Origin of the sequence: Hymenobacter negativus (assembly GCF_016056375.1) — a bacterium.
Lineage (GTDB): Bacteria > Bacteroidota > Bacteroidia > Cytophagales > Hymenobacteraceae > Hymenobacter > Hymenobacter negativus_A.
This window is the reverse complement of the sequence record NZ_JAEDAE010000004.1, coordinates 268,087-293,968: the sequence shown is the minus strand read 5'-3', so window position 1 is coordinate 293,968 and position 25,882 is coordinate 268,087. Positions and strand designations below refer to the sequence as shown.

The window sequence follows — 25,882 nt, the reverse complement described above, 5'->3', positions numbered from 1 at the left end:
AAATCTGACGGAATGAGGTTAGGCGCAGCCAATCCGTGATTTATTTCCAGGCTTTCACAATAAGGCCCGTGCCGGAGTCGTGCGCTGTGCGGGCGTCAAACCAGTTCAGCAGCAGGCAGAACGGGAACACCACGGCATAATAGAACGGCAGTACGATGAAAAATGCGCGCGACTTGCCCAGCATCAGAATAGGGTATTTCATGCTCAGGCGCCACGAAATCTGGCCCGGCTCGCCGTAGCTGTAGCGGGCCTCGATGCGCTCAAAACCTGCGGTGCGCAGCTTCTGCTGAATCTCGCGGATGTTGTAGCCGTCGCGCACGTGCTCTTCGATGAAGCTGGTTTCGCCGTCATCGTGCACGTCGGAGCCGCCCTGGTCGCTGGGAGTCGAAATCAGCAGCATGCCGCCGTCTTTCAACGAAGCGTGGATGTTGCGAAACACTTCCACGTCTTCCAGAATGTGCTCCATCACATCGACGGACAGGGCCAAATCGAAAGAATTCGGCTCCTGATACAGCACCAAATCCTGCACGGCAAACTGCACGTTCTTGCGGCCAATCTGGCGGAAGAACTGGTTGGAGTCGGCCACCTGGTCGTCCTTCACGTCCACGGCCAGGATGTTCCACTTCGAACTCAGCCCGCTCAGCCAGTAGGTGTATTGCCCGTAGCCGGAGCCGGCATCGAGGATGTGCAGGGGCTCCTGGGTACGGCCTTTGGCCCAGCGGCGCAGCTCGCGGTGCACGTGCCAGGTGCGCAGCAGCAGCAAGTCGAGCAAATGATAAAACAGCCGGCGCAGCCACGGCGTGCGGTTGAATACCTGGCCGAGCGTCTTCTTGATAGGGTCGTAGTACAAAAGAGTGACTGAGTGAGGGAGTGACTGAGTAACGAGTGGCTGAGTGAGGGAGCAACTGAGTGGCTGTTTAAATCATCACTCAGTCACTCCTTCACTCAGTTACTCATTGTTGAAAAGGCGCGGGCGGGCGGGCTTGTCGTCGTCCGAAGAGTCTTCCTTCGGAGCTTCCGGAATATGGAGCGTGCCGAGCACCTGGTCCATATGGGCCGCATAAGCGGCGCTGTCGTCGTGGAAAAAGATGAGCTCGGGCACTACGCGGGCTGTTTTGCGGATGCGCTTGGCCAGGGCGTGGCGGATTTCCTTGGCGTTATCCTTAATGATTTCGAGGCGCTCGTTGGCATCATTGCCCAGCAGCAGGCTGAGGTACACACGGGCCTGGCCCAGGTCGGGGGTTACCTTCACCATGCTGATGCTGGGGGCCAGCCCGCCGCCAAACAGGTGTGGTAAGTCGCGCTGCAATACGGCCGCGAGCTCCTGTTGCAGGAGGCTGGCCATTTTTTGTTGTCGTTTGCTATCCATAATGACTAGCAAAGGTACGGGATAGGGGAGAAGGGTGTAGGGGATAGGGAATAAGGAAAACGGGATAGGGCCTTCAGCAGGGTTAGGCCGGCGAGTCCATTGCCAGTCAGTGGCGGCAGAACGCATCCTCCCGATACCTTTGCCTTCTCCCATTTCCCTTATTCTCCCGCGCTTTGCTTCGCTTTTTTAAAAGCTCGTTGTCCACGCAGCTGCTGGCCTTGGTGCTACTGGTGCTGGCGCTGCGCCTGCCGCTGCTCTGGCTGGGCCTGCCCCTGACGGCCGCCGAGCTCCGGGCTTTGCTGGTGGGCGAGCGGCTGCACGGCGGGGCCATGCCCTACCGCGACCTCTACGACGGCACCGCGCCGCTGGCCGCCGCCGCCTTCGCCGCCCTCGATGCCGTGCTGGTGCGCCCCGTGTGGCTCTACCGCATGGTGGCGCTGGGGCTGCTTTTTATTCAGGCCTTGCGCCTGAACCTGGTGTTCAACCGCTACGACGTGCACCCCGAGCGCGGCTACGTGGCCGCCCTCACCTACCTGCTGGTGGGCAGCGTGAGTACCGATTTGGATGCTCTCTCGCCGCTGCTGCTGGGCAATACCTTCATCGTGTTTGCGCTGAGCGCGCTGCTGCCCACCTCCCGCGAGGGCTACGACAACCGCCGCCTGTTCCGGGCCGGGTTTCTGATTGGGCTGGGCGCGCTGTGCTACCTGCCGCTGAGCCTGTTTGTGATAGTGGGGCTGTTTGCGGTGGTGATTTTCGCAGCCAACTCTTTCCGCAGCTCGTTGCTGCTGCTGTGCGGGTTTTTCTTCCCATATGCGTTGGTGGGCACGTTTTTCTTTTACACCGATGCGCTGCCGGGTTTCGTGCAGTTTCACTTGCAGCCGGGCCTCACCGACCTCATAGCCAGCGGCTTGCCCGCCGGCCTGCAGCTGCGCCTGCTGATTGTGCCCATGCTGGTACTGGCGCTGGCGCTGCTGCGGTCGTTGGGCACGTCGCTGGGGCTGGTGTTCCAGGTGAAATTCCGCCAGATGATGCTGGTGTGGCTGGCCGTGGCCGCCGTGGCCGCCGCCGTCGAGCGCGGCGCGGCCCCTGGCGCACTGGTGCTATTGCTGCCGCCGTTAGCGTATTTTAGCCTGTTCTTATGGCAGCGCAACCGCCAAAGCTGGTTGCTGGAGCTGTTGTTGCTGCTCATCATCAATGCCGTGGTAGTGCTGCGTTACCGCGCCCATGTGCCACGCCTCGAAAGCCTGCTGCACATGCCTGCCGAAAGCCGCTTCGGCCTCGAGCCCGACCCGCGCTATGCCGCCCTGCGCGGCCAGACGCTCCTAATCCTCGGCCCCGACGACCGCGCCTACTTCAATAACCACCCCGCCACGCCCTACCTCGACTGGACCTTGTCGCAAGTTGATTTTGGCCACCTCAACGAGTACGCCGCTGTGGTGCGCGTAGCCCAGAAAATGGGCCCCACCCCGCCCACCTACCTGCTTGACCAAAGCCGCTCAGTGCCCCGCCTGAAGCAATTGTTGCCCAGTATCTTTAGCGCTTACAAGCCAACGGACACGCCTGGCCTGTATAAACGGAAATAAGGGCTACACCCAGCACCACGCCTTGGTGCGCCGGTCTGTGGGCAGGCTGCGCAGAAAAACGGCCAGCGGCTCCAAATCCGTGAGTAGGGAGGTGAGGGTGATGACGCGGCCATCATATAAGCGCAGCGTCAGGTAGTCATATTTCGCCCAGAACGTGCGGCGGGCGCTACACGTCACGCGCTCCACGCGGGCCAAATCCCGCCGCTCAAAGGGCACCCGCTGCCCGGCCTCGTACACCTCAAACCGATTGTCGACGGGCTGAAAAACCAATGTAGTTTCGTGGTTTATCACCCAGTAGCGCAGGTGCAGCAGCAGCGCCGGTCCGCTCAGGGCCAGCGTAAATAGCATGAACCCCGCCGTAAGCAGCCACTCGAAGGTACTGGCTTCGGCCCCGCTCATGGCTACGGCGGGCAGCACGCTCAGCCCCGCGCCCAGCGCCAGCAGCGGCCAGAACAGCAGCCGCAGCTGCCGCGCCGCCGTGCTCTGGTACACGTAGGTGCGCTTCGAAAACAGCCCCGTGACCCAGCGCGCCGCCCCCAGCACCAGAAAAATCACCACTGCCGCTTCAAGCAGCGGGCGAAAAAAAGTTGATTTCATGCTTAAAAACCCGGCCCCGCGCTAGGCTTGCACCTGCACCCAGGCTTCGCCATCGGTGTGCGCCCGCAGGTGGCCGAAGGGCTCCAGCGCCAGCCCGTGCTTGGCAAAAATGGCTTCCACGGCCGCGCGGCCGCTGGGCTCCACGCACACCAGCAGGCCGCCTGACGTTTGCGGGTCGCACAACCAGGCGCGCTGCTCGTCCGTCACCGGGCCAATTTTATGGCCGTAGCTGGCCCAGTTGCGGCCCGTGCCGCCGGGCACGCTGCCCTGCTTCAAATAGCTTTCGGCCGCCGCAATGCGCGGCACTTTGCTGAAGTCAATTTCGGCCGTCAGGTGGCTGCCTTCGCACACTTCGGCCAGGTGCCCGAGCAAGCCGAAACCAGTCACGTCGGTCAGGGCCGTCACGGCGGGCAGCTTGCTCAGCTCCGCGCCAATTTTATTCAGCTGCATCATCTGGGCCGGCGCAATGTTGGCGTCCTCATCCCGCAACAAACCCTTTTTCTGGGCCGTCGTCATAATGCCCACGCCCAGTGGCTTGGTCAGGAATAATTCTGAGCCCGCCGTGGCCGTATCGTTCTGTTTCAGGTCTTTGATATCAACCATGCCCGTCACCGCCAGCCCAAAAATGGGCTCCGGCGAGTCGATGCTGTGCCCGCCCGCCAGCGGAATTCCCGCCTCGGCGCAGATGCTGCGGGCTCCTTCCAGCACGCGGCGTGCCACCTCGGGCGGCAGCTTATCCACGGGCCAGCCCAGCACGGCAATGGCCAGCAGGGGCCGCCCGCCCATAGCGTACACGTCCGAAATGGCATTGGCCGAGGCAATGCGCCCGAAATCATAGGCATCATCCACGATGGGCATGAAAAAGTCGGTGGTTGAAATCACCGCCTGGCCCCCGCCGATGTCGTACACGGCCGCATCGTCGCGGCTGGCATTGCCCACCAGCAGTTTTTCGTGGTGCGGCTGGGCAATGCTGGTGTGCAGCATCTGGTCGAGCACGGCCGGCGCGATTTTGCAGCCGCAGCCCGCGCCGTGGCTGTATTGGGTGAGCTTGTATTCCATGAGGTACGTATGTCTGGCGAAGGCACAAAAGTAAGCGGGCGGTCCACCCGGGCCGCCCGCCGCCATTCCGGCCAAAAATCAGCGCTTAGCTTACTTGATAGATACCGGCAATTCTACATTCTCCCAGCGCAGCACCAGGGCCTTGGGCGTCACCTCATACGCCAACCGCTCGGTCACGGCTGCCGTTTTGCGGGGCGTCACCATCACGCGCAGCGCGTCCTGCTTCTCGTCGTACTTAAACGCACCCCACTGGTTCGGCACCTTGTTAAAGATGGCCGTCCACGGCCCACTCTCGGCCGGAATCACAAAAAAGCCGTACTTGCCCGCCGGCAGCGGCTTGCCTTCCACCGTCACCGCTTTGCTGAATTCCACCGTCGTGGCCTCGTTGGCCCCGGCGCGCCACACCTTGCCATAAGGCTCCAGCCCGCCAAAAATCTTGCGGCCTTTCACGCCCGGGCTGCTGTAGTTCACCGTCACATCCGCCGCACCAATCTTGCCGGTAGCGGTGGCCGCCGGGCTGGGCTTCGCGGCATCTTTGGCGGGCGCCGGCATGGTGGCGGGCGTCGTCTGGGCGTGTGCAGCGGTGCCGGCCAATGCCAGTGTCAGGCCGAAAGCGGCAGAGCGAAGGTTCAGGAGTGATTTCATGATAATTAAAGGCTGAAAATGAGAGTGAATGTGGCCGTGAATATCGGCTGCCGACTCGCAAACTCCGCACCAGCCGTTACGGTTTACTAAAGACGCAACTTGCCGCCGGAGTTGCAGCCGGTACCGATTTCAAATACAGACCCTGTGCACCCCCTAGAATGGCTCAGGTTCTGCGGCCTCGCTTGGGCATACCGGCCCCATCTTGCATTCCGTAGCCAATTGTCGTACCTTTGCCCCGAAGTTGGTATTCAATCTGATAAAGAGGGGACGCGCAGTCCCCTCTTTTTTTGCCCGCTTTTTCCAAATCCTATGCGTTTCGACCGTAACCTGCTGCTGGAAATGCTCCACGACGCCATCGGCGCCGAGGAGCTGTTCGTTGTGAGCCTCACCGTGTCCGATTCGGTGCTGCCCAAGGTCACCGTCACCCTCGACGGCCCCAACGGCCTCGCCATCCAGTCCTGCGCCACCATCAGCCGCCGCCTGGGCCGCCGCATTGACGAACACTACGGCGAAGAATCCGCGTACTCCCTCGAAGTCACCAGCCCCGGCGCCGACCAGCCCCTCACCGACCCGCGCCAGTACCCGCGTCACATCGGCCGCTCGCTGGCCCTGAAGCTGAACGACGGCACCGAAAAAACCGGCGTCCTCACTGCCGCCACCCCCGAAGGCGTGGAAATCGAAGAAGTTATCAAACAGAAAACCAAGAAAACCACCCTGCCCGCCGCATTTTATTCCTTCGGGGACATTAAAGAGGCCAAGGTTGTTATCTCTTTCAAATAAATACAGTTCTGCCTCTATGAATAGCCACGAACTCATTGAATCCTTCGGCGAATTTGCCCGGAGCAAGAACATCGACCGGCCCACGATGATGAGCATCCTGGACGACGTGTTTCGCACCATGATTCGCAAGAAGTACGACCAGGACGAAAACTTCGACGTCATCATCAACCCCGACAACGGCGACCTCGAAATCTGGCGCAACCGCGAAATCGTGGACGATAACTCGGAGGATATCTGGGACCACGACAAAATTCCGCTGGCCGAAGCCCAGAAAATCGAACCCGACTTCGAAGTGGGGGAATCCGTAGCCGAAGGCGTGAAGCTAGAGGATTTCGGCCGCCGCGCCGTGCTCATGGCCCGCCAAACGCTGATTCAGCGCGTGAAGGACCTCGAGCGCGACAACCTGTACCAGAAATACAAGGACCAGGTGGGCGAAATCGTGACCGGCGAAGTCTACCAGGTATGGAGCCGCGAGGCCCTCATCATGGACAAGGACGACAACGAGCTGGTGATGCCCAAGGGCGAGCAAATCCCCAAGGACCGGTTCCGCAAGGGCGATACCGTGCGCGCCGTGGTGCACCGCGTGGAAGTAATTAACGGTACGCCGAAAATTATCCTGTCCCGTGCCGCGCCCGCTTTCCTCGAGCGTTTGTTCGAGCTGGAAGTGCCCGAGATTTACGACGGCCTCATCGTCATCAAAAACGTGGTACGCGAGCCCGGCGAGCGCGCCAAAGTTGCCGTAGAAAGCTACGATGAGCGCATCGACCCTGTGGGTGCCTGCGTGGGCATGAAAGGCAGCCGCATTCACCCGGTGGTGCGTGAGCTCGAAAACGAGAACATCGACATCATCAACTACACCGATAACCTCGAACTCTATATTGCGCGGGCACTATCGCCGGCCAAGGTGGGTTCTATGAAGATAAACCAGGAAAACGGCCGGGTTTCCGTATTCATGAAGCCCGACCAGGTGAGCCTGGCCATTGGCCGCGGTGGTGCCAATATCAAGCTGGCCAGCCGCCTGGTGGGCATGGAAATCGATGTGTTCCGCGAAGCCATTGACTACGAGGAAGACATTTCGCTGGACGAGTTCCAGGACGAAATCGAGCCTTGGGTGTTGGCCGAATTGAAAAAAATTGGTCTGGACACCGGACGCGCCGTATTGGCCGTGAAGAAAGACGACATCGTGCGCCGCACGGAGTTGGAAGAGGAAATGGTGGACGATGTGTACCGCATTATCCGCCAAGAATTTGCCGACGACGAAGACCTCGACGAGAGCTCGCTGGAAACGGCTAAAAACAGCGCTACCGCTAGTAAAAACGCCGGTGCCGCCGACGAAGAAGCTGCCGTAACGCACGCCTCGGCCACCGAAACGGCCGCTGAACACACGCCCCTGGCTGATGCCACCGAGGACAAAACCACGACCACGACTGAGGAAGCGGGCGCGAGCTCTCCCGCCGAGCCAGCCCAATGACGGCCGCGCGGCCGGTACGGCAAGGGTAACAAATCGAGCCAGCAGGCGCGGTTTGTGCCCTGCTGGCAAGATTTAATGTAATACCTTTGCAATTAGAAGCGTATCGTACGCGAGAAAAGATAGAATGGCGGAAGCAACCCCGAAACGGCTACAACAGGCGGCCAAAGACCTGAATATTGGAATGGACAGGGTGGTAGAAGCCCTGGCCAAAAAAGGTATCCAAGTAGAGAACAAGCCGACCACGAAGCTCACCGGTGAGCAAGTGGCCTCGCTGGAGAAGGAATTCGCCGCCTCTGCCCACGACCGTCAAGAAGCCCAGAAAGTCATTCAGGCCAAGCGCCAGAGCGACCTCGACGCGGCTCCGAAACCGGCTGCCCCAGCCCCGCGCCCCGCGCCGGTCGCTACGCCTGCCCCGGCTCCCAAGCCAGCCGCACCGGTTGCGCCAGTTGCCGCTGCTCCGGTGGTAGCTGCGCCAGCCCCGGCTGCTCCCGCAGCGCCAGCAGCCCCTGTGGCCGCTACTCCGGCTCCTACGCCGGCAGCCGAAGCACCCAGCGTACCTGGACTGAAGGTGCTGGGCAAAATTGAGCTGGATAGCAAAGGTCGAGTGGTTCCGCCCCGGCCGGCTACGCCGGCTCCTGCGCCGGTAACTGCGGCGCCTGCTCCGGCCGCACCAAAAGCGGAAGCTCCCGCAGCTCCAGTTCCTAAAGTTGAAGCTCCGGCTGCTCCAGCACCGGTTGCTGCTCCCGTAGCCCAGCCCGTCGCAAAAGCCGAGACGCCAGCCGCCGTTGCTCCGACTGCGCCCGCCGCCCCGGCAGCTCCTGCGGCTGCTTCGGCAACTCCTGCTGCTCCGACCCCCGCAGCCGCTGTTCCAGCCGCTCCGGCTGAGCCTACGGCCACGCCCGAAGACACCAGCACCATCGTTGCCAAGTCGGACACGCTGAAAGGCCTGACCGTGCTCGGCAAAATTGATTTGTCGTCCATTAACAACGACCGGCGTGGCCCAGGTGGGCGTGGCCCCCGTCCCATTGCTTCGTCGGATGTGAGCAAGCGCGGCCTGCCCGCTGGCCCCGGCCAGAAGAAGCGCACACGCCTGCCCGGCCCTCCTGGCAGCACTACTTCGCCCCCCAGCCCCGGCTACCAAGGCAACCGCCCCGCCGGCGCTCCCGGCCAGGGTGGTGGCTACCAGGGCAACCGTCCCGGTGGCCCCGGGCAGGGCAACCGCCCCGGCCAGGGTGGCAACCAGCGTACCGGCCAGCCCGGTCCGAAACCGAATGCACCGGCGCTCACGCCTGAGCAGGCTGAAAAGCAGATTCAGGAGCAGATTAAGGCCACTTTGGCCAAACTCGGAGGCAACAAGGGCGGCAACAATCAGAACCGCGCCAAGTACCGCCGCGACAAGCGTAGCATGCTGGCCGAGGACCGCGAGGCCCTGCGTGCGCAGAACGAGCTCGACGCCAAGACCCTCAAGCTCACCGAATTCATCTCGGCCAATGACCTGGCCTCGCTGATGGACGTGAACGTGAACGAGGTTATCAAGGTGTGTCTGAGCATGGGCATGTTCGTGTCCATCAACCAGCGCCTCGATGCCGAAGCCATTACTGTGATTGCCGACGAGTTTGGTTTTGACGTGGAATTCCTGTCGGCCGAAGAAGAGGAAATCAGCATTGATGCCGGCGACGCAGAAGAGGATTTGCGTCCGCGCGCCCCCATCGTGACTATCATGGGCCACGTCGACCACGGCAAAACGTCGCTGCTTGACTACATCCGCGATGCGAGTGTAGCCAAAGGCGAGGCCGGTGGTATCACGCAGCACATTGGTGCCTACGAGGTACGCACGAAGTCGGGCCAGCCCATTACCTTCCTTGATACGCCTGGTCACGAAGCCTTTACGGCTATGCGTGCCCGTGGTGCCAAGGTGACGGATATCGCCATCATCGTGGTGGCAGCCGACGACTCGGTAATGCCGCAGACCAAGGAAGCCATCAACCATGCGCAGGCCGCCGGGGTACCGATTATCATCGCTCTCAACAAGATTGACAAGCCTGCGGCCAACCCCGAAAAAATCCGCGAGGAGCTCTCCCAGATTAATATTCTGGTAGAAGAATGGGGCGGTAAATACCAGAGCCAGGAGGTTTCGGCCAAATCGGGCATTGGCGTTGAAGACTTGCTGGAAAAGGTGCTGCTGGAGGCCGAATTGCTTGACCTGAAGGCCAACCCCGACCGTGGTGCCATCGGTACTGTGATTGAAGCCTCGCTGGACAAAGGCCGTGGCTACGTGACCACCGTGCTGGTGCAAACCGGCACGCTGAGCGTGGGCGACGTGATTCTGGCCGGCCCGCACTTCGGCCGTGTGAAAGCCATGACGGACCACCGCGGCAAGAAAATGAAGTCGGCCCCGCCCGCCACGCCGGTGCAGGTGCTCGGCCTCACCGGTGCCCCGCAGGCCGGCGACCGTATCCAGGTAATGGAGACGGAGCGCGAAGCCCGCGAAATTGCTACTCAGCGCCTGCAGCTGGCCCGCGAGCAAACCATCCGCACCAAGAAGCACATCACGCTGGACGAAATTGGTCGCCGCCTGGCTATCGGTTCGTTCAAAGAGCTCAACATCCTGGTGAAGGGCGACGTGGACGGTTCGGTGGAAGCTCTTTCCGACTCGCTGCTCAAGTTGAGCACGCCGGAAGTGAAGGTAAACATCCTGAGCAAAGGGGTGGGTGCCATCTCCGAAAGCGACGTGCTGCTGGCTTCGGCTTCCGACGCCATCATCATCGGCTTCCAGGTGCGGCCCTCGCAGAGCGCGCGCAAGCTGGCTGAAAACGAGCAGATTGACATTCGCCTGTACTCCATCATTTACAATGCCATCAACGAGGTGAAGGATGCCATGGAAGGCATGCTGGCCCCGACGGTGCAGGAAGTGGTGGTGGCCAACGCTGAGGTGCGTCAGGTATTCAACATCACGAAAGTGGGCACCATTGCCGGCTGTATGATGACGGAAGGCACTATGACCCGCAAAACCAAGGTGCGGGTGGTGCGCGACGGTATCGTGCTACACACCGGCGATATTCAGGACCTCAAGCGTTTCAAAGACGACGTGAGCGAGGTGCGCCAGGGCTACGAGTGTGGTATCTCTATCAAGGGCTTCAACGAGTTGCAAGAAGGCGACAACATTGAGGGCTTCGAAGAAAAGGAAATCAAACGCACGCTGTAATTTCAGCATCATTGATAAAAGCAAAAGTGGCGCAGGCTTCGGTTTCCGAAGTTTGCGCCACTTTTGCTTTTAGTCTTAACATCAACAATGGAAAATTCTGCTGAGAACGAAGAGCCACAGAGCTATTCGGTTCAACTCCGCCTGCGGCGGGTGACGTATGAAGATTCTTACGTAGCCGTGCCGATTGACGAGAAGGTATTGCTCCGGCACGAGGATGGTACCGATAGAATTGACTTTGAAAAACTTGTGGCCGAAGCCATACGCATCAGCAACGTGCCTGGTACAGACTGGCAGGTAGAAAGCCGAGAAATTGACGCACACCCGACGCAAGCGGCACGACCGGAAAACCGGGGAATTGTGGACAGCTTCTTCCTATCGAACGAGCAATAAAAAATCTCCGGCACTTGAGGCACCGGAGATGAGTAAAATAAGCCGAATGAATCCGTGGTCTAGAAAAACAGGAATTTGTGTTTGGTTTTGTGCTTGTGTACCAATGGCTTGCCGGCGGGGTTGGAACTGCCGGGGGTGTGGCCCGAGCCGCGCTTGCTCACGTAGCCGGGCTTGCCGGGCGAGGCCTTGAACTTGCGCACCATGAAGCCACTGCCGCTACGGTTGGAATCGAACTGACGCTCGGGACCGTGGGCACCGAAGCTGGTGTTGCCGGTGCGGGCCTCCAGAAGCTCAAGCTGCTGGTCGCGCTTCACTTCGTCGGGCGTCATGGCGGCGCGGCGCTGGTTGCGGGCCAGCTCTTGGGCGTTGGTGGCCGAGGTGACGCGGGCACCTTCTTCGCTGGTGGCTTTGCCGGGCATGGGGAAGGCGGGCCCGGTCTGGGCGTGGGCCGCCGAAGCAGCTCCAAAACTCAGGCCGCCAAGAAGTGCGGCAACAAACAATACTTTCATAGGGCGCAATGGGGTGAGGGGAGCAGGATAGCGGCCTAACGATTGAGCGAAGTGGGTGGTTCAATGCGGGCATTCAAAAGGAAGGCCTGCGGCGTTAGGTGGCCCCTAAGTTCGCAACTTATTTTGAATCGAACAATTAACTGGTTTGAATAAAACGACTGGTTGAAGCAAAAAAGCGAAAACCGTGGCCTGCCACTCGGCAAACCACGGTTTTTTCTGGTTGAACGGAACGAGCGGCTTAGGCGCGACCAGCGCGCAGCGAGTCGCGAATTTCGGCCAGCAGGAGCTGGTCTTTGGTAGGAGCAGGCTCGACGGCCACAACTACTTCGGCGGGCCTCTTGAAACGGTTAGCCAGCTTCACTACCCAGAAGATGACGAAGGCGATGATGAGGAAGTAGATGACGGCATTGATGAAGTTGCCGTAGGCGATGGTGGCGGCTTTGGCATCCTGGGCGGCTTTCAGGGTGTCGTAGTGCTTGCCGTCGAGGGTAATGAACTTCTCGTTGAAGTTGATACCGCTGGTGAATACGCTGAGAATGGGCATGATGATGTCGTCGGTGAGCGAAGACACGATTTTGCCGAACGCACTGCCGATGATGACACCGACTGCCAGGTCGAGCACATTGCCTTTGGAAATAAACTCCTTAAATTCGGAAACAAAGCCCATAGTAGTAAGGGGGTTAGGTGTGAAAAAAGAGTAGGTATGGCGCTAAAGCTACCTATTTAAATTCAAATAGCTATACCTGATTGCCGGGGCAAAGCTGGCTGGTTTTGGCTTGGGCCGGCCGATGCTTTCGTTCGGAAAGGCTGCCGAGACGTTGAACCAGGGCACTAGCCCGACCAGCACGGGGCGGCGCATGTCCTATCTTTGGCGCTGCCAACCGCATTTCGGGGCTTCTTCTCTGCTTATGTCTGCTTCTTTCGAAAACCTGCTCTACGACCTAGACGCCGCCAGCGGCATCCTCACCATCACCATCAACCGGCCCACCAAGCTCAATGCGCTGAACGCAGCCACCATCGCCGACATCGACGCGGCCGTGCAGCAAGCGCTGGCCGAGCCGCAGGTGCGTGGCATTATTCTGACGGGCAGTGGCGAGAAAGCCTTTGTAGCCGGCGCGGACATTGCGGAGCTGGCGGCCCTCACGCCGGAGCTAGCCGGCCGGGCCTCACTGGCGGGACAGGAGGCGTTTGCGCGCATTGAGGCCAGTCCCAAACCGGTGGTAGCAGCCGTAAACGGCTTTGCGCTGGGCGGTGGCTGCGAGCTGGCCATGGCCTGCCACATGCGCGTAGCATCGGACAATGCCCGGTTTGGGCAGCCGGAGGTGAACCTGGGCCTGCCCCCCGGCTACGGCGGCACTCAGCGCCTGCCGCAGCTTATCGGCAAGGGCAAGGCCATTGAACTGCTGCTGACTGCCGATATGGTGAAGGCCGACGAGGCCCTGCGCCTGGGCCTGGTAAACCACGTAGTGACGCCGACCGAGCTGCTGCCCTTCTGCACGCAGCTGCTGACCAAGATTCTGGGCAAAGCACCGCTGGCCGTGGGCCTGGTTCTGGACTGCGTGAACGCACACTACGCCAAAGGTGCCGATGGCTACGAAACCGAAGCGAAGGCTTTCGAACAGGCTTTCAACACTGAGGATTTCAAAGAAGGCACCACGGCATTTGTGGAGAAGCGCCCAGCGGTGTTCACTGGTAACTAATGCCGATGGTGGTTACGGTAAAGGAGAGGGTATTTACCTGGACCAGTGTACTGCCATTGGTATCAGCTGTTGCTCTTGGAATTTATCTGCGATTGCACCACCTGAACTTGCTCCATACAACAGACGTGAGTCAAAATGGGAGAGGCCGGTTCACCGACTATAAAGCGTTGTACGAGGTAGCTTATTTCGGGCCTTTTCTATTGCTTCTCCTGATAGGCCCGTGGTTAGTGGCGTTAGTCGGAATCGCATTGGAAACGCGTAAAATGCCTAGACTGGGGCTTTTAATGATGGCCAGTGGTGTCATCTTGTATTGCCTTATAGGTTATTACGACCGTGATGGATTTGCTTGGTTTATCTACTAGGCTGCCTTTTCTTTTGAATACAGAATGAGTGTAGCCAAAAAGTTAGCCTCCCAAACGGCCGTGTATGGCGTGAGCAGCATCGTGGGCCGGGTGCTCACGTATCTGCTGGTGCCGATATATACGGCGGCGTTTTCGGCGGCGGAGTACGGGGTAGTGACAGGGCTGTACGCCTACGTGTCGTTTCTGAATGTGGTGTTTACCTACGGCATGGAAACCACGTTTTTCCGCTTCGCCAACCGGGCGGGTACCGACCGCAAGGAGCTGTACGACCGGGTGCTGAGCCTGCTGCTGGTAAGCACGGCCGGCCTCACGGTGCTGCTGATGCTGCTGGCGCGCCCGCTGCTGAGCCTACTGGAAATTCCGCCCGGGCACGAGCAGTATGCGGTGTGGGTGGCCTTGATTCTGGGGCTGGATGCACTGACGGCCATCCCGTTTGCGCGGCTGCGGCTGGAGAATAAGGCGCGTAAGTTTGCCGGTATCAAGCTGGCCGGCATCATCGCCAACGTGGCGCTAAACCTGTTTTTTATCGTGCTCTGCCCGGCCGTGATGAGCGGTAAGTGGCTGGCCTCTTTGCAACCGCTGGTGGCGCGGGTGTACGACCCCGCCATGGGCGTGGGCTACGTTTTCCTTTCCAACCTCTTTGCCAGCGGCCTCACGCTGCTGCTGCTGGGGCGCGAGCTGCTGGACTTCCGCTTTCGCCTGAATCTGTCGTTTCTGCAGCCGTTGCTCAGCTATGCTTTTCCGCTGATGCTGATGGGGCTGGCCGGCATGGTAAACGAAACGCTGGACCGGATTCTGCTGCCCAAGTGGTTGCCGGATAATTTCTATCCCGGCCAGAGCAGCCTTACAGCGGTGGGCATTTACGGCGCGTGCTACAAGCTGAGCATCTTCATGTCGCTGGTTATTCAGGCGTTCCGCTACGCGGCCGAGCCATTCTTCTTTGCCCAGAGCACGGAGAAGAACTCGCCAGCCACGTTTGCCATGATTTTGAAGTGGTTTACGCTGTGCTGCGCGGTCATTTTTGTGGGCATCAGCCTGAACGTGGAGGATTTTGGGCAGTTGTTTCTGCGGAGGCCGGAGTATTTGCAGGGATTGGTGGTAGTGCCCATTCTGCTGCTGGCCAACCTGTTTCTGGGCGTTTATTACAACCTGTCGGTGTGGTTTAAGCTTACCGATAAGACGTACTATGGCACCTACATCGGGGCGGGCGGCGCGGTGCTCACCATTGCCCTCAACTTCGTGCTGATTCCGCTGCTGGGCTACCTGGGCTCGGCCATTGCCACGCTGGCCTGCTATTTTACGATGGCCATTCTGTGCTGGCGGCTGGGCGAGCGGCACTTCCCGGTGCCGTATCCGGCGCTGCGGTTGGGGCTGTGGCTGGTGTTTGCGGCAGGACTGGTGGCGCTGGGCTGGTGGGTGCAGCCGGCGGGCTGGTGGGTGCGCCACGCCTGGCACGCGGGCCTCACGGTAGCCTTCCTGCTGGCGCTGTATGGGGTGGAGCGGCCCCGGTCCGCCGTGAGCATTGCCCAGGGGTAGCGGCACGGCTTGCAATCCTGCACGGTAGTTGCCGGGGCGAGGAGGCCCGGCCGGAATATTTGTCTTTTATGTAGAAATGCTTTATATCACCTTGGAATTGTTTTCATTTGTGGCCTACCCAATCCCTTTCCATAATGAAAACTTACCAAGACGACAAGTACGAGAGCTTTATGGCCGACCTACTTGCCTCGTGGCCCGTGCTAACGGCCTTCACATACCATTTCTCTTGTTCTCGTCTAATAGCTACAACTTCTGTTGATACATTTCGTCGGGGCCTATGGCTATGGTGCCGCGTAGCGCTGGCCCTGCTTGGGGGCGGCAGTTATGCAGCCTCCGCTGCTGGTTTACCGCCCTCTGCCAAGCCGCGAAAGGCTTACGACGCCGCTGTGGTTGCCATTCACAGCTACGGCAAACTGGCCACGCTGGCAGCGCAACCTCATATAGTGCAGGCCATGGTGGCCAACACGGGCTCAATGCTTATGGAAGATGTACACGTAACGTTGACCGTGACAGGAGCCAATACTTTTACCGATACCAAAACGTTGCCATTTCTGCCTATGGGTAGCCCGGTAGCGGTTGTGTTCAACGCCTATCCTGGCATACTGAACCCCGGCACCAACTTGGTGACGGTAAGCGTGGCAGACGACGACGACTGGTCCAACGATGCGCTCAGCATTACGCAGGTGGTGTCGACCAACCACCTCGCGTATGTGGACACCACAGCAGCACTCAATACCACCGGGGTCAGTGCGGGCGCTATGGGCGGGGCCTTGGCGGCAAAATTTACCATACCCTCGACAGCCAATTACCTCAGCAGCATCCGGGCCACGTTTGCGGCCACCACAGCGGGGGCTACTCACTTCCGGGTCGAAATCTATAGCCCTGGACCCAACGGGCTACCCAATGCGCTGCTCTATACCTCGGCCACGCAAACACGGCCGGCGGGAACTGGAACCGTAAGTGTGACTCTGCCCACCGTGCAAGTGGGTGGTGGGTTCTACGTGGTCCTGCGGGAGCTTGACAACGGCTTAGCGCTAGCCACCCAGCCCGAGGAGCCGGTGCGGCCCAACAAGTTTTATTACCAAACGGCGAACGGCCCCTGGACCGTAAGCAGTTCGCAAACCCGCTGGGCGCTAGAACTGGTCCTGACGACTTCGCCGTGCCCCCCACCCACTAATCTGGTGGTGAGCAGCACTACCCCCACTACGGCCACGCTGACCTTTACAGCCCCCACCGCCGGCGTGGGGAGCTACGAAATCATCTACACCGATGAGCTATCCGCCGGTGGGGCCTTGGTGAGGGCCACTGGCTCGCCGGCTACACTGAGTAGCCTGGTGCCCAACGTGGCCTATTGCGCCACCATAAACTCTTGGTGTAGCGGGGGCTATACCAGTCCATTGGCGGGGCCGGTATGTTTTACCACGCCTTGCGTGAGCACGGCGGCGATGCCCTATTTCGAGAACTTCGACGCGGTATATCCCTCGGTACTGCCCTGTGGCCTCACAGTGCTCAACGCCAATAACGACGGCAGCACTTGGAAAGTGGTGGCCAACAATCCCAACTCGGTCCCCCAAGCGATGCGCTACGGCTACAGCGTTGCCGGCAAGCGCGCCGACGACTGGTTTTTCACGCCGGGCCTGCCCCTCACAGCCGGCACTACTTACCAACTCCAATTCAAGTACCGGGGCTTTGGCATGCCCTACCCCGAGGCGATGGAAGCGAGAGTGGGCCGTGCTGCCACCCCGGCCGGGCAGTCTACGGTGCTGTTTTCTAATACGCAAATCACCAACGCGAATTATGTAACAACTACGGCCGGCATCGCCGACGACCAAGTTTCCAGCTTCACGCCCACTGTTAGCGGCCCCTATTATTTTGGTTTTCACGTCACCAGCCCTGCCAGCTCCTATTACCTCTATGTAGACGACATTGAACTCGTTCCTACCGGTACTGGTCTAAGCACGGGCAGTCACGTCGTTGATGGCTTCCGGGCCGAGGTCTCACCAGTTCCCTTCAGCGAGCGCCTGACCGTGACGGTGAATGCGCGGCAGGCAGGGCCGCTACACCTGCTGCTGAACGATGCTGTGGGCCGCGTGGTGCGCGAAACTATCGCCGCCATACCCGTCGGGGCCAGTGCCGTGCCTCTGCCTGGGGCTAACACCCTGCCCGCTGGCGTTTACCTACTCACCGTGCAACAGGGCGGCAGTACCCGGGTTATTCGGGTAGCGCGCGAATAACTCCAGTGGAGGTAGGGTAAGCATAGGGGCGTTCCTATCTTTGGCGCGCTGGCCCACCTAAGAACTGTTACCCGCCTATGCACATCCCTGTTATCAATCATTCGGGCCACCCGCTGCCCGAATACCAAACGCCCCACGCCGCCGGTCTCGACCTGCGTGCCCACCTGCCCGAAGGTGCTATCACGCTCGGACCGCTGGAGCGCCAACTCATTCCCACGGGTTTGAGCCTGGAAATTCCGGTGGGTTACGAGGCCCAGGTGCGCCCCCGCAGCGGCCTAGCCGTGAAACACGGCATCGGCATCGTGAACAGCCCGGGCACGATTGATGCCGACTACCGGGGCGAAATCCGGGTGCTGCTGGTGAATTTATCCAATGAACCCTTCGTAGTGAACGACGGCGAACGCATTGCCCAGTTGGTAGTTGCCAAACACGAAACCATCAGCTGGCAGCCCGTTGAGACGCTGAGCGCAACCCAACGTGGCGCGGGCGGGTATGGAAGCACAGGAATTGGCTAAATCCTGAAACGCGCCTATATTTCTTCAAAAAAGTAATTCTCACCTCACAATATTTCCACTGTGAAAATCATCGTCCCGATGGCCGGCATGGGCAAACGCATGCGCCCCCACACCCTCACCGTTCCCAAGCCGCTCATTCCCATTGCGGGCAAGCCCATTGTGCAGCGCCTCGTGGAGGATATTGCCAAGGTCTGCGGCGAGCCGGTGGACGAGGTGGCTTTCATCATCGGCCGCTTCGGGTCCGAGGTAGAGAAAAACCTGGTGAAAATTGCCGAATCGGTAGGCGCCAAGGGTACCATTGTGTACCAGGACGAGCCGCTGGGTACGGCCCACGCCATTTTGTGCGCAAAGGAGAGCTTGACCGGTCCGGTGGTGGTGGCGTTTGCCGATACCTTGTTTAAGGCCGATTTCACGCTGGATTCCAGCGTGCCCGGCACCATCTGGGTGCAGAAAGTGGACGACCCCAAACCCTTCGGCGTGGTGAAACTAAACGAGCAGGGTCAGATTACGGAATTCGTGGAGAAACCGCAGGAATTCGTGTCGGACCTGGCTATCATCGGCATCTACTACTTCCAGGACGGCGAATACCTGCGCAGCGAGCTGCAATACCTGCTCGACAACGACATCAAGGACAAAGGCGAGTACCAGCTCACCAATGCCCTCGAAAACATGAAGAACAAGGGCACCGTTTTCGTGCCCGGCCGCGTGACCGAGTGGCTCGACTGCGGCAACAAGGATGCCACGGTGTTCACCAACCAGCGCTACCTGGAGTATTTGAAAGAGCGCGGCGAGTCGCTGGTGCACGAATCGGCTAAAATCACCAACTCCGTCATCATCGAGCCGGTTTACATCGGCGAAGGCGCTATTATTACCGATTCGGTAGTAGGGCCGCACGTTTCGCTGGGCACCAGCGCCAACGTGCGCGACTCGCGTTTGTCGAACTCCATCGTGCAGCAGTCGGCTTCGGTGCTGAACGCGGTTATTACCAATTCGATGATTGGCAACTTCGCTACCGTGGCCGGCACCCCCGACGACTTGAGCCTCGGCGATTATAACCAGTTGCGGGTGTGACATTTTAAGTCCGAAATGCGTTAGCACGACGCGGCCTTCTTGCGGGGGCCGCGTCGTTGGCTTTTATTCCCCGTAATTTCGTGGGCCGGGCCTCAGGTCCGGTTTTCTTGTGTATGCGTCAAGTTGTTCTAAGTCTGCTGGTTTGGGTGGGGCTGACGGCCCCGGGATACGCACAGGCCCCGTCAGGGGCACCTGAGCCGCCGGCCAAGCTGAGCCGCCGGGAGCAGCGCGTGCTGGAAAAAGAACAACATGAACTGGAGAAGCGGGTGGCCGAGCTCCGTGCGAAGCGTGCCACCATGCCGGGCCTCTCAGAACGGGAGAAGGAGCAGAGCGAGGCGCTGTTTGTGGAAGGCGTGAAGTATGTGATGCTGGAGGATTATCCCAAAGGCCTCGAAAACCTGCTGAAAGCCTACTCGATGCGCCCTGACAACGCGGCCATCAACTACAAGATTGCCGAAGCCAACCTGCTGAGCGGCAACCTGCGCGACGCTACCAACTACGCCGAAGCCGCCACCCGCCTCGACCCGCAGAATGCCTACTATTACCTGCTGCTGGCTCAGGCACAGGCCAGCCAGAAGCAGTACGATGCGGCCACCAAAACCTACGCCACGCTCATCAAGCAGGTGCCCAACTCGGGTAGCTACCTCTTCAACCTGGCCGACCTGTACCTGGCCCAGAACCACCTGCCCGAAGCCCTGACCACGCTGGACCAGGCCGAAAAGGAATTTGGGCAGGTGGATGAGATTTCCTTCAAGAAGCAGCAGATTTACCTTAAGCAGAACAAGCTGGACTTGGCGCTGGCCGAGGGCGAAAAGCTCATCAAAGCCAACCCGACCGAAGCCCGCTACGTGCTGGCCCAGGCCGAGATGTACGCCAGCAACAACCGCCTGCCCGATGCCGTGCGCGTAACCCAGCAGGCCCTGCGCCTCGACCCCGACAACCCCCAGGCCCACCTGATACTGTCGGAGGTGTACCGCCAGCAGAAGCTTGATACCGAGGCCGACCAGCAGCTGCGTCAGGCCTTTGCTAGCCCCGCGCTGGACATTGATGCCCGGGTGCGCATTCTGGTGGGCTACATTAAGCAGCTGCCCAGCCCCAAGGAGCCCACCAACCAGTTGGTGCGTGACCTGGCGGCGGCCACCGTCAAGAGCTACCCCAAGGATGCCAAGGCCTACGCCATATCCGGCGATGTGCAGACCCTGACCGACCACAAAAAAGAGGCCCGCAATACCTACCTGCAAGCCTTGCGCTACGATAATTCCAAGTTTCAGGTGTGGCAGCAGGTGGTGCTGATTGATGCCGAGCTGAACCAGACTGACTCGCTGCTCGTGCATTCGGGCCGGGCACTGGAGTTGTTTCCGAATCAGTCGTCGCTATGGTTCTACAACGGCGTGGCCTACGTGCTGAAAAAGCAGCCTCAGAAAGGCGTGAAAGCCCTGGAGCACGGCCGCAAGCTGGTGGTGAACAACGCGCCGCTGCTGGGCCAGTTTGATGCGCAGCTGGGCGATGCCTACCACGAGCTGCACGAATACGAAAAGTCGGATGCGGCCTATGAATCGGCGCTGGTGAGCGACCCGGACAATGTGCAGGTGCTGAACAATTACAGCTACTTCCTGTCGTTGCGGGGCGAAAAACTGGACAAGGCCAAGCAGATGTCGGGCAAAGTGGTGAAGCAGTTCCCTGACAACGACACCTATCTGGATACGTATGCCTGGGTGCTGTATAAGCAAAAGGATTATGCCGGGGCCAAGACTGCCCTGGAAAAAGCGCTGCAAACCAGCAAAGACGGCTCCATCATCGAGCACTACGGCGACGTATTGTTCCAGCTCGGCGAAAAGGACAAAGCCGTGGTAGAATGGCAGCGGGCCCACAAAATTGGAGGCACTTCCGACCTGCTGGAGCGAAAATTGAAAGACCACAAACTGTATGAATAAAGTCACTTTGCTGCTGGCCCTGGGGCTGCTGGGCAGCTGCGCCCGCAAGGCCGTACCCACTACCACGTCGGCGGCCGGGCCGGGTACCTCCACCGTTGCGATGGAGCCGGCGCTGCCCTCGGTGAAAGCGACCAATACCACCTTCACTTACCTCAATGCCAAGGGGAAAGCCCAGGTAAACCTGAAGGGGAACAAGCAGGGCGCCAACCTGTCGTTGCGTATGCGCCGCGACAGCATCATCTGGGTGTCGGCGGGTTTGGCGGGCATTGAAGGCGTGCGGGCTGTGCTCACCCACGACTCGGTGCGGGTGATGAACCGGCTCGATAAAACCTACTTCTCGGGCGGCTACGACTACCTGAGCAAGCTACTGAACGTGCCCGTGAGCTTTGCCCAGATGCAGGCTCTGCTGCTCGGCGACTACCTGCCCGCGCCCAGCGGCACTACGCCCAAAGTGGCCACCGAAGAAGCCGGCCGCCAGCGCGTGAGCTACCCCCTGGCCGATGTACTGGTGGAGCGCCTGCTGCAAGCCGGCACCGGCCGCGTGCAGCAGCTCAAAATGAGCGACGAAGCCACCAAGCGCAACCTCACCGTCGATTACACCGATTTTCAGCCGCTCGAGGACGCCGGTTTGCCGTTTGCGCATTCCACTTTTATTCAGGCGCAGCAGCCGGCGGCGGGCGTGGTCACGGCCGCTATCAACTACAACAAGGTGAATACCGGCCGCGAGCGGCTAACGTTTCCGTTTGCCGTGCCCAAGGGCTTTCGGCGCATCAGGTAGCGGGGGCGCAAGCGCGATGGCGCGAAACTGATTCGGGGCAACAATTAACAACCACTCACCCGATTACCTTTGCCCCGCCATAGTAGTGGCGGGTTTTGAATGGCGCACGTTGAATAAGCAGGTAGTACAGGCTGAGAAAGCACTTGTTTCGGAAGTAAAAGCTGGCGCGCTGGCCCTTCGCGGCCGGTGGTGGCTATTCGTGCTGCTGGGCTTGCTGCTGGCCGGGCCAGCGGGTGCCCAGCACCGCAAACCCAAACAGACCGCGAAATCGGCTCGGCAACCTGCCAAGCCGAGCCGTAGTGCAAAACAGCCCGTTCGTACCCGCACAAAAGCTGCGGCCAGCACCCGGCCAGCCCGCGCCAAAAGCAAGGAGCAGCTGGAACGCGAGCGCCAGGCCAACCTCCGCCAGATTCAGCAAACCAGCCAGGCCCTGAACCAAACCCAGGAAAAGAAAAAGGTGAGCTTGGGCCAGCTGCACGTCATCACCGAAAAACTGACCGAGAAAAAGCAGGTTATCCAAGGGATTTCGACGCAGCTGCACGGCATTGAAACCAACGTGCACCAGACCGCCAAGCAGGTTATCCAGACCCAGCAAACCCTAGCCCAGCTAAAGGCAGAATACGCCCGGCTGCTTTACACGGCCTCGAAAACGTCCAATGCCTTCAACCGGCTGATGTTTTTGTTCGCCTCGGAGTCGTTCAACCAGTTTGCGCTGCGGCTGCGCTACATCCGGCAGTACACCGAGGAGCGGCAGCGGCAGGCGGCCCGCATCATGGGCACGCAGTACCGGTTGCACGAGCAACTGTCGGGCCTCACCAAGCAGCAGCAGCGCAAAAGCAGTCTGCTCAACAGCCAGCTGGCGGAGAACAAGAACCTCATTACTCTCAAATCAAAAGAGGATGAGATGGTGCAGCAGCTCAGCCAGCAGGAGCAGGGCCTGCGCCAGGAGCTGGAGGAGCGCCGCCAGGCCGTCAACCGCCTCGACAACCTGATTGCCGAGCGGGTGCGGGAGGAAATAGCCCGCGCCGCCCGTGCTGCCCGCCTGGCCGCCCGCCGCGAAGCCGCCCTGGCCGCCGCCCGCGATGCCCGCCGCGCCGCCGCTGCCCGCAACAATGCCAGCGGTAACGCCGGCCCCGCCCGCACCCGCCGCAACGAAGAAACCGCAAGTTCCGAATCCAGCTCCGACGCCAATAACGACACGGCCAACCCGGAAATGGACGCGCCCGAAACGGCTGCCGAAGCCGCCGCCGACCGTCGCGCCGTGCGCATTGCCCTCACGCCCGAAACGGCGCAGCTGTCGTCGTCGTTCTCGGGCAACCGGGGCCGGCTGCCCTGGCCCGTGAGCCGCGGCTTCATCAGCCAGCACTTTGGACGGCATCCGCACCCGGTACTGAAAAACGTGACCGTGGAAAACCGGGGCGTGGATATTCAGACCGCGGCCGGCGAGGCCGTGCGGGCCTGCTTCGATGGCAAAGTGCAAACCGTGACCAACATCGCGGGCATGAACACCATTGTCATGATTCAGCACGGCGACTTCTTCACGGTGTATGCCAAGCTGCGCTCCGTGAACGTGAGCGTGGGCCAGCGCGTGAGTGCCCGCGACGTTATCGGCACGGTGGCGACGGATGCCGAGGGCACGTCCGAAGTGCAGTTCCAGGTATGGCACAACTCGTCTAACCTGAACCCGGAAAACTGGCTGGGCCACCGCTAACAGGCAGAGTCGATTCAAGCCTGTACGGCCGAAGATGACAGGCTGGCTCTAACCAAACCGGCCTAAAATAAAAAAACACCGCGCAAAGCACGGTGCCTTTCTGAGCTATGAAAACAAACTTAGCTGTCGGCAGCAGCGGCTACTAGCCTGCTGCAACCGATAACCGTATCAAATATGCAGGGTGGGGTGGCCCTTTAGCTGGATAATTCGGCGAAGGAGGCCATTGGCGCGGCGAACGTCGGCTTTGCCGGGGTCTGAGGTTCGCAGGGCCGCTTGGGAAGCCTTAAACCAACGTGAGCCGATTGAGCAGCCCTGCCTTGTAGGAGCTGCCAATGGGCACGCGCATGGGCGTCCGGGTGGGGCCGGTGCTGGCACTACCATCGAGCAGGGCTGCATCGGCCTCAATGGCCACAATTCGGTCGAGCCGCACAATGTACTTGCGGTGAATGCGGGCGAAGTCTCGGCCGGGCAGCTTGGCTTCAAAGTCCTTCATGGTGCCGTACACGGTGAGGCGCTCGCGGGTGGTGTGCAGGTTCACGTAGTCGCCAAGGGCTTCTACGTATTGCAAATCGGCGGTAGCCACGCGCACTAGGCGTTGGTCCTGCTTCACGAAGATTTCGGCGCGGCCGTTGGTGAACAGCGAATCGCCGGTGCTGTTGGCCATGCGCAGCACGCCTTCCATCTTTTGGCGCTCGTCTTCGAGCTGGGCGCGCACGCGGCGCAGCTCCATGTGGGCCATCACCTGGCGGGCCAGCACGCGCAGCGCCTCGCGCTGGTCGGACGTGAGCTGCCGCGGCACGGTGTCGAGGGTGCACAGTGTGCCCAGGGGCTGGCCGTCGGGCGAAAGCAGGGGCGCACCGGCGTAGAAGCGGATGTTAGGGTTGCCCGTTACCAGCGGGTTATCGGCAAACCGGGGGTCGAGGGCCGCATCGGTCACTTCGTACACATCGGGGGCCCGCATGGCATACTGGCAAAAGGCATGCTCGCGGGGCGTTTGCCGGGCTTCGAGGCCCACGCGGGCTTTAAACCACTGCCGCTCGTCATCAATCAGCGATACCAGCGACATGGGGGTGCCGCAGATAAAGGCCGATAGCTGCGCCAAATCATTGAATACCTGTTCCGGGTCGGTGTCGAGGATATTATAGCTATAGAGCGTTTCCAGACGTTCGGGCTCGTTTACCTGCCGTAAGGGCAGGGCGGCGGAATTTGTGGTCTTGGATGATTTCACAACTAATTGGGTTAAGAAAGTACAGTCTAACTCACTCGAAATGAGAAAGCCCGGTTGAAAGGAACAACAAAGCTAATTGGTTGCGACAAGAAGAAGATACAATGCCGTCCAACCATGACACTTGCCCGTTAAACCCCGGTAAATTATCCCCCGAAGCCGCGCTTCATCATCTAAACAGCTCTATCGGGTATCTTTGATACTCCAAAAGGCGTTCGGCTGCGTATATCCTCTTTTCTCACCCCTCACTGGGCCCAGGTGCCCCCCTATCCATGCTTCACTCCCTGTTTCTGATTGGCAGCTTCGGCACAACCGAAATGCTGCTTATTCTATTCGTAGTTATTCTGTTATTCGGCGCCAAGCGTATTCCGGAGCTGTTTCGGGGCATGGGCCAGGGCGTGCGCGAGTTCAAAGACGCCAGCACCAAGCCGGAAGACCAGCAGCCGCAGTACCGCGACCAGCCGGCTCCGCCCTACCAGCAGCAGTACCCGCAGCAGGGCTACCCCCAGCAGGTGCCCCCCGCGCAGGGCTACCCGCAGCAAGGCGGCTATTCCCAGCAGCCCCAGCACAACCAGTATGCACAACCCGGCCAGCCTGGCTACCAGCAGCCCGCCCCACCGGCCTACAACCCCAACGACCCCAACCAGCAGCGCGGCTAAGCCGCGGCCCGGTTCTTTTATTTATCCAGATTTAACGCGTAGTTAGAAATCATGCAAACCCCACTCATCCTATTTCTGGGCGACATCGGCGGCTCGGAGCTGATGCTGATAATGGTTGTTATCCTTATTTTCTTCGGAGCCAACAAAATTCCGGAGCTGGCTCGGGGCCTTGGCAAAGGCATCCGCGAGTTCAAGGACGCTAGCACGGAAATTCGCCGTGAGTTTGAGCAGGCCGGCCAGCCCGGGCAGCCCAACTACAACCAGCAGCCCAACCCCAACTACGCCCCCCAGAACCAGTACCCCACGCCCCAGCCCTATGCCCCGGCTCCGGCTCAGGCAACGGAACCCGGTTCCGGGTTCGACCCGTGGGCTACGCCCGCCGCGGCGGCTGTAACCACCGCTCACCCCGAGCCCACCAGTTACCCCACGGCCGATGCGCCTTATGTGGCCCCCTCGCTGCCACCTAACCTGGCCCCCGAAGGTACCCAGCCCCGGCAGCCCTATATTCCGGCCAACCCCGACGCTTAAGTCCTGAATCGGTCACCTAAA

Annotated in this window: 22 protein-coding genes and 1 pseudogene; 15 read left to right on the top strand and 8 right to left on the bottom strand. The window is 60.2% G+C overall.

All coding sequences use genetic code 11. The features are described 5' to 3' along the window. Positions 1–40 precede the first annotated feature (40 nt). Both I7X13_RS11785 and I7X13_RS11780 read right to left on the bottom strand, forming a co-directional pair. Positions 41–850: a class I SAM-dependent methyltransferase gene (locus I7X13_RS11785; protein ID WP_198069439.1), complete on the bottom strand. Its 810-nt coding sequence runs from the start codon at positions 848–850 to the stop codon at positions 41–43. 99 nt (positions 851–949) lie between these two features. Further along, positions 950–1,369, bottom strand: coding sequence for a ribosome-binding factor A (locus I7X13_RS11780; protein WP_198069438.1), 420 nt, complete (start codon positions 1,367–1,369; stop codon positions 950–952). 173 nt (positions 1,370–1,542) lie between these two features. Between I7X13_RS11780 and I7X13_RS11775 the strand changes: the two genes are divergently transcribed. Next, positions 1,543–2,952 carry a hypothetical protein gene (locus tag I7X13_RS11775; protein ID WP_198075640.1) on the top strand — a complete coding sequence of 470 codons (1,410 nt, stop codon included), beginning with the start codon at positions 1,543–1,545 and terminating at the stop codon, positions 2,950–2,952. A 3-nt stretch (positions 2,953–2,955) separates the two neighbouring features. Here I7X13_RS11775 and I7X13_RS11770 read toward each other — a convergent pair whose 3' ends face one another. The 3 genes from I7X13_RS11770 to I7X13_RS11760 all read right to left on the bottom strand — a co-directional run bounded on the left by I7X13_RS11770 (position 2,956) and on the right by I7X13_RS11760 (position 5,253). Continuing rightward, entirely contained in the window at positions 2,956–3,549 is a 594-nt protein-coding gene (locus I7X13_RS11770; protein ID WP_198075639.1) for a hypothetical protein, read from the bottom strand. A gap of 21 nt (positions 3,550–3,570) precedes the next feature. Then, on the bottom strand, positions 3,571–4,608 hold the full coding sequence (gene selD, locus I7X13_RS11765) for a selenide, water dikinase SelD (RefSeq protein ID WP_198075638.1): 1,038 nt from the start codon (positions 4,606–4,608) through the stop codon (positions 3,571–3,573). A gap of 90 nt (positions 4,609–4,698) precedes the next feature. Then, on the bottom strand, positions 4,699–5,253 hold the full coding sequence (locus I7X13_RS11760) for a DUF2911 domain-containing protein (RefSeq protein WP_198075637.1): 555 nt from the start codon (positions 5,251–5,253) through the stop codon (positions 4,699–4,701). 309 nt (positions 5,254–5,562) lie between these two features. Between I7X13_RS11760 and I7X13_RS11755 the strand changes: the two genes are divergently transcribed. The 4 genes and pseudogenes from I7X13_RS11755 to I7X13_RS11740 all read left to right on the top strand — a co-directional run bounded on the left by I7X13_RS11755 (position 5,563) and on the right by I7X13_RS11740 (position 11,099). After that, positions 5,563–6,033, top strand: coding sequence for a ribosome maturation factor RimP (locus I7X13_RS11755; RefSeq protein WP_198069434.1), 471 nt, complete (start codon positions 5,563–5,565; stop codon positions 6,031–6,033). 16 nt (positions 6,034–6,049) lie between these two features. Further along, positions 6,050–7,282 (top strand): annotated as a pseudogene (nusA, locus tag I7X13_RS11750) (transcription termination factor NusA); the annotation flags it as partial. A gap of 346 nt (positions 7,283–7,628) precedes the next feature. Further along, positions 7,629–10,709: a translation initiation factor IF-2 gene (gene infB / locus I7X13_RS11745; protein ID WP_198075635.1), complete on the top strand. Its 3,081-nt coding sequence runs from the start codon at positions 7,629–7,631 to the stop codon at positions 10,707–10,709. A gap of 87 nt (positions 10,710–10,796) precedes the next feature. After that, complete coding sequence (locus tag I7X13_RS11740; protein ID WP_198075634.1) at positions 10,797–11,099, top strand: hypothetical protein; 303 nt, start codon at positions 10,797–10,799, stop codon at positions 11,097–11,099. A 59-nt stretch (positions 11,100–11,158) separates the two neighbouring features. On the opposite strand, the gene I7X13_RS11735 is transcribed toward I7X13_RS11740, so the two are convergent. Further along, positions 11,159–11,608 carry a hypothetical protein gene (locus I7X13_RS11735; protein WP_198069432.1) on the bottom strand — a complete coding sequence of 150 codons (450 nt, stop codon included), beginning with the start codon at positions 11,606–11,608 and terminating at the stop codon, positions 11,159–11,161. Between the two features lie 238 nt (positions 11,609–11,846). Further along, on the bottom strand, positions 11,847–12,275 hold the full coding sequence (mscL, locus tag I7X13_RS11730) for a large conductance mechanosensitive channel protein MscL (protein WP_198075633.1): 429 nt from the start codon (positions 12,273–12,275) through the stop codon (positions 11,847–11,849). Positions 12,276–12,516: 241 nt separating this feature from the next. Here mscL and I7X13_RS11725 point away from each other — a divergent pair, with 241 nt between their 5' ends. The 8 genes from I7X13_RS11725 to I7X13_RS21500 all read left to right on the top strand — a co-directional run bounded on the left by I7X13_RS11725 (position 12,517) and on the right by I7X13_RS21500 (position 23,449). Continuing rightward, on the top strand, positions 12,517–13,308 hold the full coding sequence (locus I7X13_RS11725; RefSeq protein WP_198075632.1) for an enoyl-CoA hydratase/isomerase family protein: 792 nt from the start codon (positions 12,517–12,519) through the stop codon (positions 13,306–13,308). 386 nt (positions 13,309–13,694) lie between these two features. Next, entirely contained in the window at positions 13,695–15,206 is a 1,512-nt protein-coding gene (locus I7X13_RS11720; protein WP_198075631.1) for a lipopolysaccharide biosynthesis protein, read from the top strand. Between the two features lie 386 nt (positions 15,207–15,592). After that, positions 15,593–17,440, top strand: coding sequence for a choice-of-anchor J domain-containing protein (locus I7X13_RS11715; protein ID WP_198075630.1), 1,848 nt, complete (start codon positions 15,593–15,595; stop codon positions 17,438–17,440). A 77-nt stretch (positions 17,441–17,517) separates the two neighbouring features. Continuing rightward, a complete protein-coding gene (gene dut, locus I7X13_RS11710; RefSeq protein ID WP_198069427.1) occupies positions 17,518–17,955 on the top strand; it encodes a dUTP diphosphatase in 438 nt (145 codons plus the stop codon). Between the two features lie 60 nt (positions 17,956–18,015). Continuing rightward, on the top strand, positions 18,016–19,026 hold the full coding sequence (locus I7X13_RS11705; RefSeq protein ID WP_198069426.1) for a sugar nucleotidyltransferase: 1,011 nt from the start codon (positions 18,016–18,018) through the stop codon (positions 19,024–19,026). Positions 19,027–19,139: 113 nt separating this feature from the next. Continuing rightward, complete coding sequence (locus I7X13_RS11700; RefSeq protein ID WP_198075629.1) at positions 19,140–20,960, top strand: tetratricopeptide repeat protein; 1,821 nt, start codon at positions 19,140–19,142, stop codon at positions 20,958–20,960. Then, positions 20,953–21,738 (top strand): DUF4292 domain-containing protein, encoded by a 786-nt coding sequence (locus tag I7X13_RS11695; RefSeq protein WP_198075628.1) that lies wholly within the window; start codon positions 20,953–20,955, stop codon positions 21,736–21,738. The genes I7X13_RS11700 and I7X13_RS11695 overlap by 8 nt, the downstream gene beginning before the upstream one ends. 85 nt (positions 21,739–21,823) lie before the next feature. Further along, positions 21,824–23,449, top strand: a complete 1,626-nt coding sequence (locus I7X13_RS21500; protein ID WP_317191566.1) for a murein hydrolase activator EnvC family protein — start codon at positions 21,824–21,826, stop codon at positions 23,447–23,449. Between the two features lie 283 nt (positions 23,450–23,732). Here the strand turns inward: I7X13_RS21500 and I7X13_RS11685 are convergent, their stop codons facing one another. Continuing rightward, on the bottom strand, positions 23,733–24,677 hold the full coding sequence (locus I7X13_RS11685) for a GAF domain-containing DNA-binding protein (RefSeq protein WP_198069423.1): 945 nt from the start codon (positions 24,675–24,677) through the stop codon (positions 23,733–23,735). A gap of 269 nt (positions 24,678–24,946) precedes the next feature. Between I7X13_RS11685 and I7X13_RS11680 the strand changes: the two genes are divergently transcribed. Together I7X13_RS11680 and tatA are read left to right on the top strand one after the other, a co-directional pair. Further along, the gene (locus tag I7X13_RS11680; protein WP_198075627.1) at positions 24,947–25,333 is read left to right on the top strand and encodes a Sec-independent protein translocase subunit TatA/TatB; all 387 of its coding nucleotides are present in this window, start codon (positions 24,947–24,949) and stop codon (positions 25,331–25,333) included. A 51-nt stretch (positions 25,334–25,384) separates the two neighbouring features. Further along, positions 25,385–25,861: a Sec-independent protein translocase subunit TatA/TatB gene (gene tatA / locus I7X13_RS21930; protein ID WP_198075626.1), complete on the top strand. Its 477-nt coding sequence runs from the start codon at positions 25,385–25,387 to the stop codon at positions 25,859–25,861. Positions 25,862–25,882: the final 21 nt, after the last annotated feature.

What these genes read in the sequence shown, in the direction of transcription:
- I7X13_RS11720 (WP_198075631.1), top strand. Translation starts at nt 13,695, where the DNA reads ATGAGTGTAGCCAAAAAGTTAGCCTCCCAAACGGCCGTGTATGGCGTG.
- dut (WP_198069427.1), top strand. Translation starts at nt 17,518, where the DNA reads ATGCACATCCCTGTTATCAATCATTCGGGCCACCCGCTGCCCGAATAC.
- I7X13_RS11770 (WP_198075639.1), bottom strand. Translation starts at nt 3,549, where the DNA reads ATGAAATCAACTTTTTTTCGCCCGCTGCTTGAAGCGGCAGTGGTGATT.
- I7X13_RS11755 (WP_198069434.1), top strand. Translation starts at nt 5,563, where the DNA reads ATGCGTTTCGACCGTAACCTGCTGCTGGAAATGCTCCACGACGCCATC.
- mscL (WP_198075633.1), bottom strand. Translation starts at nt 12,275, where the DNA reads ATGGGCTTTGTTTCCGAATTTAAGGAGTTTATTTCCAAAGGCAATGTG.
- I7X13_RS11735 (WP_198069432.1), bottom strand. Translation starts at nt 11,608, where the DNA reads ATGAAAGTATTGTTTGTTGCCGCACTTCTTGGCGGCCTGAGTTTTGGA.
- I7X13_RS11700 (WP_198075629.1), top strand. Translation starts at nt 19,140, where the DNA reads ATGCGTCAAGTTGTTCTAAGTCTGCTGGTTTGGGTGGGGCTGACGGCC.
- selD (WP_198075638.1), bottom strand. Translation starts at nt 4,608, where the DNA reads ATGGAATACAAGCTCACCCAATACAGCCACGGCGCGGGCTGCGGCTGC.
- infB (WP_198075635.1), top strand. Translation starts at nt 7,629, where the DNA reads ATGGCGGAAGCAACCCCGAAACGGCTACAACAGGCGGCCAAAGACCTG.
- I7X13_RS11695 (WP_198075628.1), top strand. Translation starts at nt 20,953, where the DNA reads ATGAATAAAGTCACTTTGCTGCTGGCCCTGGGGCTGCTGGGCAGCTGC.
- I7X13_RS11740 (WP_198075634.1), top strand. Translation starts at nt 10,797, where the DNA reads ATGGAAAATTCTGCTGAGAACGAAGAGCCACAGAGCTATTCGGTTCAA.
- tatA (WP_198075626.1), top strand. Translation starts at nt 25,385, where the DNA reads ATGCAAACCCCACTCATCCTATTTCTGGGCGACATCGGCGGCTCGGAG.
- I7X13_RS11760 (WP_198075637.1), bottom strand. Translation starts at nt 5,253, where the DNA reads ATGAAATCACTCCTGAACCTTCGCTCTGCCGCTTTCGGCCTGACACTG.
- I7X13_RS11780 (WP_198069438.1), bottom strand. Translation starts at nt 1,369, where the DNA reads ATGGATAGCAAACGACAACAAAAAATGGCCAGCCTCCTGCAACAGGAG.
- I7X13_RS11725 (WP_198075632.1), top strand. Translation starts at nt 12,517, where the DNA reads ATGTCTGCTTCTTTCGAAAACCTGCTCTACGACCTAGACGCCGCCAGC.
- I7X13_RS11680 (WP_198075627.1), top strand. Translation starts at nt 24,947, where the DNA reads ATGCTTCACTCCCTGTTTCTGATTGGCAGCTTCGGCACAACCGAAATG.